The sequence below is a fragment of the Pseudomonas sp. genome, assembly GCF_028293835.1.
GTDB lineage: Bacteria > Pseudomonadota > Gammaproteobacteria > Pseudomonadales > Pseudomonadaceae > Aquipseudomonas.
The window spans coordinates 1-9180 of the sequence record NZ_JAQGNX010000117.1; the positions used below are offsets into that span (position 1 = coordinate 1).

Below are 9180 nucleotides of genomic sequence, written 5' to 3' on the forward strand. Positions count from 1 at the left end.
TGGCGGGATTAGGTAGTGGTTTAACTGAGATTGATCTTCCTCTCTCTTGGCAAGACTCACTAGACACAGTTCAACTCAATTGTGCTGGTCCAGTTAACTGTTTATAGGCACTGTTTTGTCCTAAAACGGGGCAACTGTACTGGTGTGCACTTTATCGGTGCATTTTTATCAAATCGTGGCGTGTTTTTCCGGTTTTGGTCGGATTTGAGACCAGTACAGCAGTACAGTTTTTTTGCCAAGAGTGCGTTTACAGTTTGCCGACTGTGGAAAATTCTCTTGCAGTCAGCAACTGCACGGTCAGTCGGCGAGCATCTTTCCGGTTTCTTCCAGGTTCAAGTGCCAACTGAGTGCGTCGCGCAAGACATGAGGGGTATGGCCGCCCAGTTTGCATGCTGCGATAAAGTAGTCATTGAGCGCTTCGCGATAAGCTGGGTGCACACAGTTATCGATGATTGCTCGCGCCCGCTCACGGGGCGCGAGGCCGCGCAAATCGGCCAAGCCTTGCTCTGTGACCAGGATATCGACGTCGTGCTCGGTGTGGTCCACATGGCTGACCATTGGCACTACGCTGGAAATCGCGCCACCTTTGGCGATGGACTTGGTCACGAAGATTGCCAAGTGCGCATTACGGGCGAAATCCCCGGAGCCGCCAATTCCGTTCATCATTCGCGTGCCGCAAACGTGGGTGGAGTTGACGTTACCGTACAGATCAAATTCCAACGCAGTGTTGACGCCGATGATGCCCAGGCGCCGGATGACTTCGGGGTGATTGGAAATTTCCTGCGGGCGCAGCACCAGTTGCGGCTTGTAGCGCCCGAGGTCCTTGAACACCTCAACGTGCTTGGCCGCTGATAAAGTCATGGAACTGCCCGAGGCGAAGCTCAGAATTCCGGCGTCGAACAGATCGAAGGTGGAGTCCTGAAGCACTTCGGAATACATGGTCATATCGTGGAACGGTGAATCCATCAAGCCGTGCATCACTGCGTTGGCGATAGTGCCGATGCCTGCCTGGAGTGGCATCAGGCTGTCAGTCAGGCGATTTTCCCGTACTTCATGTTTGAAAAACTCGACCAGGTGACCGGCAATGGCTTGAGTGTCTACATCGGGCGGCAAAATCGTCGAGTGTGAATCCGGCTGATTGCTGATCACGATGCCGACTATCTTGGCCGGGTCAATCTGCACCGCCATGCTGCCGATACGCGTATCCGCCTTCAATATAGGTATTGGCAACCGCGTCGGGCGGTAGCTGGGGATATAGATGTCATGCAGACCCTCAAGCTCCAACGGCTGCGCGAGATTGATCTCGACGATCACCTGTTTGGCCAGAATTGCGAAGCTGGCTGAGTTACCAACCGACGTGCTTAAAACAAGGTGCCCTTCTTCGGTGATGGCGACACATTCGATCACCGCCAAATCGACCGCTTTTATCTGGCGATTGCGCAGTTGTTCGACGGTGTCGGAAAGGTGCTGGTCGATGAACATCACGCTGCCATCGTTGATCGCCTTACGCAGCGTGCTGTCGACCTGAAACGGCATGCGCCGGGACAGGACGCCCGCTTCGGTCAGTTGTTTGTCGAGGTCATTGCCCAGGCTGGCGCCGGTCATCAAGCTGATTTTCAGCGGCGAATGCCTGGCGCGCTCTGCCAGTGCTTGAGGCACGGCTTTGGCTTCACCTGCGCGGGTAAATCCGCTCATGCCAACGGTCATGCCGTCTTGAATCAAGGCAGCAGCGTCTGACGCGCTCATTACCTTGCTTAATAGAGAAGGCAAACGAATACGATCACGGTACATGGGTAGTCATCTCGGGTATCGGAAGCAAGGCCTCAGTCTAGTGAGTTGCGTTTTTTCCGTCCCGCTACCAAGGTCGCATCCAAGGGCTCTAATCTGCGGTTTTCGATGTAAAACACTGTTGCAGTAAATGTAAAAAACCCCAGCCGATATACGCGCTGGGGTCAGAGTAAAGCGAAGCTGTGACGTCGCCTAACGGATTATTCCACTGCTTTAACCATGTCCTCGATGACCTTTTTAGCGTCACCGAACACCATCATGGTCTTGTCTAGGTAGAACAATTCGTTGTCCAGGCCTGCATAGCCGCTGGCCATGGAACGCTTGTTAACGATGATGGTTTTGGCCTTGAACGCTTCGAGAATCGGCATGCCGGCAATCGGCGACTTAGGATCGTTCTTCGCCGCCGGGTTAACCACGTCGTTGGCGCCCAGCACCAGCACCACATCGACCTGGCCGAACTCGGAGTTGATGTCATCCATCTCGAACACTTGGTCGTAAGGCACTTCGGCCTCGGCCAGCAGCACGTTCATGTGCCCGGGCATCCGCCCGGCAACCGGGTGGATCGCGTATTTCACGGTCACGCCGCGGTGGGTGAGCTTCTCGGTCAGTTCTTTGAGCGCGTGTTGTGCACGAGCCACCGCCAGGCCATAACCGGGAACGATGATCACGGTATCGGCGTTCATCAGCAGGAATGTGGCGTCGTCGGCCGAACCGGATTTGACCGGACGTGCCTCCTTGGCGCCCGCTGGACCGGTGACATCCGTCACGCCGCCAAAACCTCCGCCGATCACGTTGAAGAACGAACGGTTCATCGCCTTACACATGATGTAGGAGAGGATCGCACCGCTTGAACCCACCAGCGAACCGGCAATGATCAGCATCGAGTTATTCAGCGAGAAGCCGATTCCCGCAGCTGCCCAACCGGAATAGCTGTTAAGCATCGAGACCACGACGGGCATGTCCGCACCACCAATGGGGATGATCAGCAACACGCCGATGACAAACGCCAGTGCCAGCATCAGGGCGAATGCGCCCAGGTTGCCGGTAATGATGAAGATCACGCCAAATGCGATGGTTGCCAAGCCCAACACCAGGTTCAGCTTGTGCTGACCCGCGAACTGTACCGGTGCACCCTGGAACAGGCGAAACTTGTACTTGCCTGACAACTTGCCGAATGCGATCACGGAGCCGGAGAAGGTGATTGCACCAATGGCAGCGCCAAGGAACAGTTCCAGACGGTTTCCCGCAGGAATGCTGTCGCCAAGGTGATGAACAATGCCCAGCGACTGCGGCTCGACTACCGCCGCTATGGCAATAAATACCGCCGCCAAGCCAATCATGCTGTGCATGAACGCTACCAGTTCGGGCATCTTGGTCATCTCAACGCGCTTGGCCATGATCGAGCCGGCAGTGCCGCCCACCAATAAGCCAATCACGATGTAGCCAATACCAGCCGAAGCGCCGCCCTGGGCCAAGGACATCTCACCCAGCTTGTACACCAGGCCGATGGTAGTGATCACCGCCAGCGCCATGCCGAGCATGCCGTAAAAGTTGCCGCGTCGAGACGTGGTGGGGTGTGACAAGCCCTTTAACGCTTGGATGAAACAGATCGAGGCGATCAGATACAGAAGTGTTACCAGATTCATGCTCATTACTTCTGCGCCCCTTGCTCTACAGGCAGGCCTTTAACTTTCGGCGCTCTCTTCTTAAACATCTCGAGCATTCGCCGGGTGACCAAAAAGCCGCCGAACACGTTCACCGCAGCCAAAGCGACCGCCAGCGTGCCCATGGTCTTGCCCAGCGGAGTGACGGTCAGTGCCGCCGCAAGCATGGCGCCGACGATGACGATCGCAGAAATGGCGTTAGTGACGGCCATCAGCGGGGTGTGCAGTGCAGGTGTAACGTTCCAGACCACATGGAAGCCGACATAAATCGCCAGCACGAAGATGATCAGGTTGTAGATACCGGGGGAGATAAACTCTTCCATCGTCGTAGTCCTTAGGCGTTCTTGCGGATGACTTGGCCGTCGCGGCACATCAGGCACGCGGCGACGATGTCGTCTTCGAGGTTGATCTGTAGCTGCCCTTCTGCGGTGAACAGCAGCTTCATGAAGTCCAGCAGGTTGCGCGAATACAATGCCGAAGCATCGGCAGCGACCATCGCGGGCAAGTTGGTATGACCGATGATGGTCACGCCATGCTCAATCACCACCTGGTCGGCCACGGTCAGCGGGCAGTTGCCGCCTTGGGCGGCGGCCAAGTCGATAACCACGGAGCCGGGCTTCATCTGCGACACGGTGTCAGCGCTGAGCAGCACCGGCGCTTTACGGCCAGGAATCAGCGCCGTGGTGATGACGATGTCTGCCAGTTTGGCGCGTTCGTGAACCGCTACCGCTTGACGCTGCATCCAGCTGGCAGGCATTGGCCGCGCATAACCACCCACGCCGACGGCGGCTTCACGTTCTTCGTCCGTTTCGTACGGCACGTCGACGAATTTCGCACCCAAGGATTCGATCTGCTCTTTAACCGCAGGGCGCACGTCGGACGCTTCAATCACTGCACCCAGACGTTTCGCGGTTGCGATGGCTTGCAAGCCAGCGACGCCGGCCCCGAGGATCAGCACGCGTGCGGCCTTCACGGTCCCGGCGGCTGTCATCAGCATCGGCATAAAGCGCGGATAGTGATGAGCGGCCAACAGCACAGCTTTGTAACCGGCGATGTTGGCCTGGGAGGACAAGACGTCGAGGCTTTGCGCGCGGGAGGTGCGCGGCGCGGCTTCGAGGGCGAAGGCAGTAATGCCGCATTCGGCCATTTTCGAAATCGTTTCGTTGTTGAAGGGATTGAGCATCCCGACCACAACCGTGCCGGTCTTGATTTGCGTGAGTTCCTGATCGTTGGGGGCGGCGACCTTGAGGATCAGCTCCGCACCAAATGCATCCGTCATACTGCCAATGGTAGCGCCGGCAGTTTCATAGGCACCGTCAGTAACGCTGGCAAGAATGCCCGCGCCACTTTGAACGGTAACTCGATGGCCTTGGCCGATCAGCTTCTTGATAGTTTCGGGGGTCGCGGCAACCCGCGTTTCACCCGTTTGGGTTTCGAGAGGAACACCAATGTGCACGTCAAATCTCCTGCATGATCTTGTTCTTGTTTCGAATAGGCCAGTGCGCTACGGATGGCACAACTGGTTCGGCCGATCAGCACGATCCCGCTGTTTAGAGGCGGGGCGCGGCATTTTGCAGGCGAACTTCGCTGCCTTCAACCACTTATGAAAGGAGACTGAAAATGAACTACAAGTCACCCTGTGACCGCGCATTGCTGTTTTCCCGCCTAAGCCACGTAACACGTGGTCTGTAGCATGTTTCGCGATATTTACCTGTTTCAAGCGATTCTTGAAGGGAATAGCTCCTATTCCTTAAATTGATCGCCCGTAGGCCCCGGTTTCACTGGCGCGGCTCTTTTTCTGATGGCAGTCGAGCAGGTGACGTAAAAGCGACATATTCGTACATCTGTAGGCATGCCCGTTTGCGTGCTACATAACTAGCGAGCCTCTGTAGGACCTTCGGTGGCTTGGGCGTAGCGTTTCGCTTCACCCACCAGCCAATCCCGAAAAGCGCGTAAGGACGCTGATTCCATTTTTCGCTCCGGAACCATCAGGTAATAAGCTTTGATGCTCTTGAGTGCGTGGCTGTTGGCAATCACCAAGCGCTTCTCTGCGAGTTCGCGTTGAATCAAAAACGGCGGAATCAATGCGATCCCCATCTCATGCATCGCGGCTTGGGCGAGCATGGAGAATAGCTCGTAACGTGGGCCTGTCATGTCCCGCGCAATATTCAGATTCAATGCACTGAACCACTGTCGCCACGCATAAGGGCGGGTGGTCTGTTGCAGCAATGGCAGTTCGGCAATCGCTTCGGCGCTCAGGCTGTCACGACCGCCCAGCATGCGCGGGCTGCACACCGGAACCGGGTTCTCTCCCATCAGGCGGTGGGACTCGGTGCCTGACCAATCCGCATCGCCGAAATAGATTGCTGCGTCGAAATCGGTGTCGGCAAACAAAAAAGGGCGGGTGCGGTTGGTGAGATTGACCGTGACGTCGGGATGACGCTGCTGAAAATCTTTAAGACGTGGCAGTAACCACTGAGTGCCGAATGTTGGCACCACCGCCAGCTCAATCACGTTGGCGCCCTGCTGACCCATGACAGACAACGTGTCACGTTCCACAGCATCCAGTTGCGTTGCCACCCTGCGGCTGTAAGAGAGCCCCGCTTCGGTCAGCTTTACTCCACGTCGTGAGCGCCGGAACAGTTCAACGCTGAGGAACTCCTCTAAACCGGCGATCTGTCGGCAAATGGCACCTTGGGTAATGGAAAGCTCCTGCGCCGCCTTGGTAAAGCTCTCGTGCCTGGCTGCGGCTTCGAAGCTAATCAACGCAGTGGTGCTAGGGATCTTTCTGCGCATGTACCTTCACCTCACTCGTAAATCTCAGATATGGCTTTCTGAATGATCACGGAGTGATAAATTAGCACAACAGTATGCGAAAACCTCGTTTGCCCTATTCGAAAGCGCGGCCTAGGATCAGTCCACGACTTAATTCTGATTCGCGAGGACTGCTCATGGGCGGCAAAGCAAGCTTCAATTGGATTGATCCACTGTTGCTGGATCAACAACTCACTGAAGAAGAGCGCATGGTGCGCGACAGCGCTGAGCAGTTCTCTCGTGACAAGTTGGCGCCGCGAGTCCTGGAAGCCTTCCGCCATGAGCGCACCGACACCGCTATTTTCCGTGAGATGGGCGACGTGGGCCTGCTCGGCGCGACTATTCCTGAGCAGTACGGTGGCAGCGGCTTGAACTACGTGTGTTACGGCTTGATCGCTCGCGAAGTCGAGCGTGTGGATTCTGGTTATCGCTCGATGATGAGCGTGCAGTCGTCCCTAGTGATGGTGCCGATCAATGAATTCGGCACGGAGGCGCAAAAGCAAAAGTACCTGCCCAAGCTGGCCTCGGGTGAGTGGATCGGTTGTTTCGGCCTCACAGAACCCAATCATGGCTCCGATCCGGGGGCGATGATCACGCGTGCGAAAAAAGTCGACGGCGGTTATCGGTTGTCCGGCAGCAAGATGTGGATCACCAACAGCCCTATCGCGGACGTATTCGTGGTGTGGGGCAAGGACGATGCGGGCGACATTCGTGGTTTCGTTCTGGAGAAAGGTTGGGCGGGCCTTACCGCGCCGGCTATCCACGGCAAGATTGGCCTGCGGGCTTCTATCACGGGCGAAATCGTGATGGACAACGTGTTCGTTCCCGAAGAAAACATCTTTCCTGACGTTCGTGGTCTTAAAGGGCCTTTTACCTGCCTTAACTCTGCACGTTACGGGATTTCCTGGGGCGCGTTGGGGGCGGCTGAATTCTGCTGGCACACCGCACGCCAATACACGCTGGACCGTCAGCAGTTTGGCCGGCCGCTCGCCGCTACCCAGCTTATTCAGAAGAAGCTGGCGGATATGCAGACCGAAATCACCATGGCTCTGCAGGGCTGTCTGCGTCTGGGGCGCATGAAGGATGAAGGCACTGCGGCGGTGGAGATCACTTCGATGATGAAGCGTAACTCGTGCGGCAAGTCCCTGGATATCGCTCGCATGGCGCGGGACATGTTGGGAGGTAACGGCATCTCCGATGAATTCGGCGTTGCGAGGCATCTGGTCAACCTTGAGGTCGTGAATACCTACGAGGGTACGCATGATGTGCATGCGCTGATTCTGGGCCGCGCTCAGACCGGTATCCAGGCCTTCTATTAAGTAGCTGCATTTTGGCCGTGGATTCATAAATAAAGGAGTTGGTTGATGGGTGCGCTTTCACATCTACGGGTTCTCGATTTGTCGCGAGTTCTGGCTGGTCCCTGGGCCGGACAAATCCTCGCGGACCTCGGGGCGGAGGTGATCAAGGTCGAGCGTCCCGGTAATGGTGATGATACTCGTGCTTGGGGTCCGCCCTTTCTGAGGGATGCCGAGGGTGAGAACACCAGTGAAGCGGCTTACTACTTGTCGGCCAATCGGAACAAGGAGTCGGTGACCATCGACTTCACTCGGCCTGAAGGTCAGAAGTTGGTGCGGGACCTGGCTGCCAGGTCCGACATCATTATCGAGAACTTCAAGGTAGGTGGGCTGGCTGCTTATGGATTGGATTATGAATCGCTGAAGTCTATCAATCCGCGGCTTATCTATTGCTCGATCACCGGCTTTGGGCAGACGGGTCCCTATGCCAAGCGAGCCGGCTATGACTTCATGATCCAGGGGCTCGGTGGGTTAATGAGTCTTACCGGTCGGCCAGAAGGAGATGACGGCGCGGGTCCGGTGAAAGTGGGTGTCGCTTTGACCGACATCCTTACCGGGCTGTACTCGACCGTTGCGATCCTCGCGGCACTGGCGCATCGGGATCAAGGGGGGGAAGGTCAACACATCGACATGGCGCTGCTTGATGTGCAGGTTGCTTGCCTTGCCAACCAGGCAATGAACTACCTGACCACGGGGGTCGCTCCACGGCGACTGGGCAATGCCCATCCGAACATCGTGCCGTATCAGGATTTTCCTACCGCCGATGGCGACTTTATCCTGACCGTAGGCAATGACAGCCAGTTCAGAAAGTTTGCCGAGGTGGCAGGTCAGCCGCAGTGGACGGTAGATCCGCGGTTTTTGACCAACACGTTGCGTGTTGCTCATCGCGCTGAGCTTATCCCCCTGATCAGGCAGGCGACTGTATTCAAGACAACTGCCGAGTGGGTGACACAGTTGGAGCAAGCTGGCGTGCCATGTGGGCCGATTAACACACTGGCCCAAGTGTTCGCAGACCCACAGGTTCTGGCGCGGGGGTTGGCTATTAAGATGCCTCACCCTTTGGCTGGAAGTGTGCCTCAGGTTGCGAGCCCTATCAGATTGTCTGAAACGCCGGTTGAATATCGCCGCGCGCCGCCGTTGTTGGGGGAGCATACGTCTGAAGTGTTGGTACGTATCTTGGGTCTGGATAGCGAGGTTTTAGCCGGCTTGCGCCAGGCTGGCGTGTTGTAGCTATATATAGGCAGTCATTAGCGTGCTGTTTCGGGCTGTTTGAGTGTTTTTGATGGAAAGCATCGATTAACCCTTGACGTAACTTTTTCCGGGCCTATAATTCGCAGCTCTTCCGGAGCAGATGAAACCGAAACTCCTTGGTAATCAATGAGTTAGCCAGTTCAGATGCGAGCAAGAGGCTTCGATCGCGGTGATCGGAAGCGGTGAAAAAAGGCAGTTGACAGCGAGTTGAAACGCTGTAGAATTCGCCTCCCGCTGCCGAGCAACGTGAAGTTGATCGAAGCGCAAGTGGTTGAAGTAACAAGGGAAACCTTGAAGCTTCGTGAAAT

At 56.2% G+C, this 9180-nt stretch carries 7 protein-coding genes and 1 pseudogene; 2 read left to right on the top strand and 6 right to left on the bottom strand.

The genetic code is table 11. The features are described 5' to 3' along the window. Window positions 1-297: 297 nt before the first annotated feature. The 5 genes from JWR17_RS16940 to JWR17_RS16960 all read right to left on the bottom strand — a co-directional run bounded on the left by JWR17_RS16940 (window position 298) and on the right by JWR17_RS16960 (window position 6248). Window positions 298-1791, bottom strand: coding sequence for an acetyl-CoA hydrolase/transferase family protein (locus JWR17_RS16940; RefSeq protein WP_299833090.1), 1494 nt, complete (start codon window positions 1789-1791; stop codon window positions 298-300). A 197-nt stretch (window positions 1792-1988) separates the two neighbouring features. Beyond that, window positions 1989-3440 carry an NAD(P)(+) transhydrogenase (Re/Si-specific) subunit beta gene (locus JWR17_RS16945; protein WP_299833091.1) on the bottom strand — a complete coding sequence of 484 codons (1452 nt, stop codon included), beginning with the start codon at window positions 3438-3440 and terminating at the stop codon, window positions 1989-1991. Continuing rightward, window positions 3440-3775: an NAD(P) transhydrogenase subunit alpha gene (locus JWR17_RS16950; RefSeq protein WP_299833092.1), complete on the bottom strand. Its 336-nt coding sequence runs from the start codon at window positions 3773-3775 to the stop codon at window positions 3440-3442. Before JWR17_RS16950 ends, JWR17_RS16945 begins: the two co-directional genes overlap by 1 nt. A gap of 11 nt (window positions 3776-3786) precedes the next feature. Further along, on the bottom strand, window positions 3787-4908 hold the full coding sequence (locus JWR17_RS16955) for a Re/Si-specific NAD(P)(+) transhydrogenase subunit alpha (protein WP_299833093.1): 1122 nt from the start codon (window positions 4906-4908) through the stop codon (window positions 3787-3789). A 419-nt stretch (window positions 4909-5327) separates the two neighbouring features. Continuing rightward, a complete protein-coding gene (locus JWR17_RS16960; RefSeq protein WP_299833095.1) occupies window positions 5328-6248 on the bottom strand; it encodes a LysR family transcriptional regulator in 921 nt (306 codons plus the stop codon). A gap of 155 nt (window positions 6249-6403) precedes the next feature. Between JWR17_RS16960 and JWR17_RS16965 the strand changes: the two genes are divergently transcribed. Beyond that, window positions 6404-7585, top strand: a complete 1182-nt coding sequence (locus tag JWR17_RS16965) for an acyl-CoA dehydrogenase (RefSeq protein WP_299833096.1) — start codon at window positions 6404-6406, stop codon at window positions 7583-7585. A 42-nt stretch (window positions 7586-7627) separates the two neighbouring features. After that, window positions 7628-8851 (top strand): CaiB/BaiF CoA-transferase family protein, encoded by a 1224-nt coding sequence (locus JWR17_RS16970; RefSeq protein WP_299833097.1) that lies wholly within the window; start codon window positions 7628-7630, stop codon window positions 8849-8851. Between the two features lie 144 nt (window positions 8852-8995). Here JWR17_RS16970 and JWR17_RS16975 read toward each other — a convergent pair. Then, window positions 8996-9180, bottom strand: a pseudogene (locus JWR17_RS16975) (hypothetical protein); the annotation flags it as partial.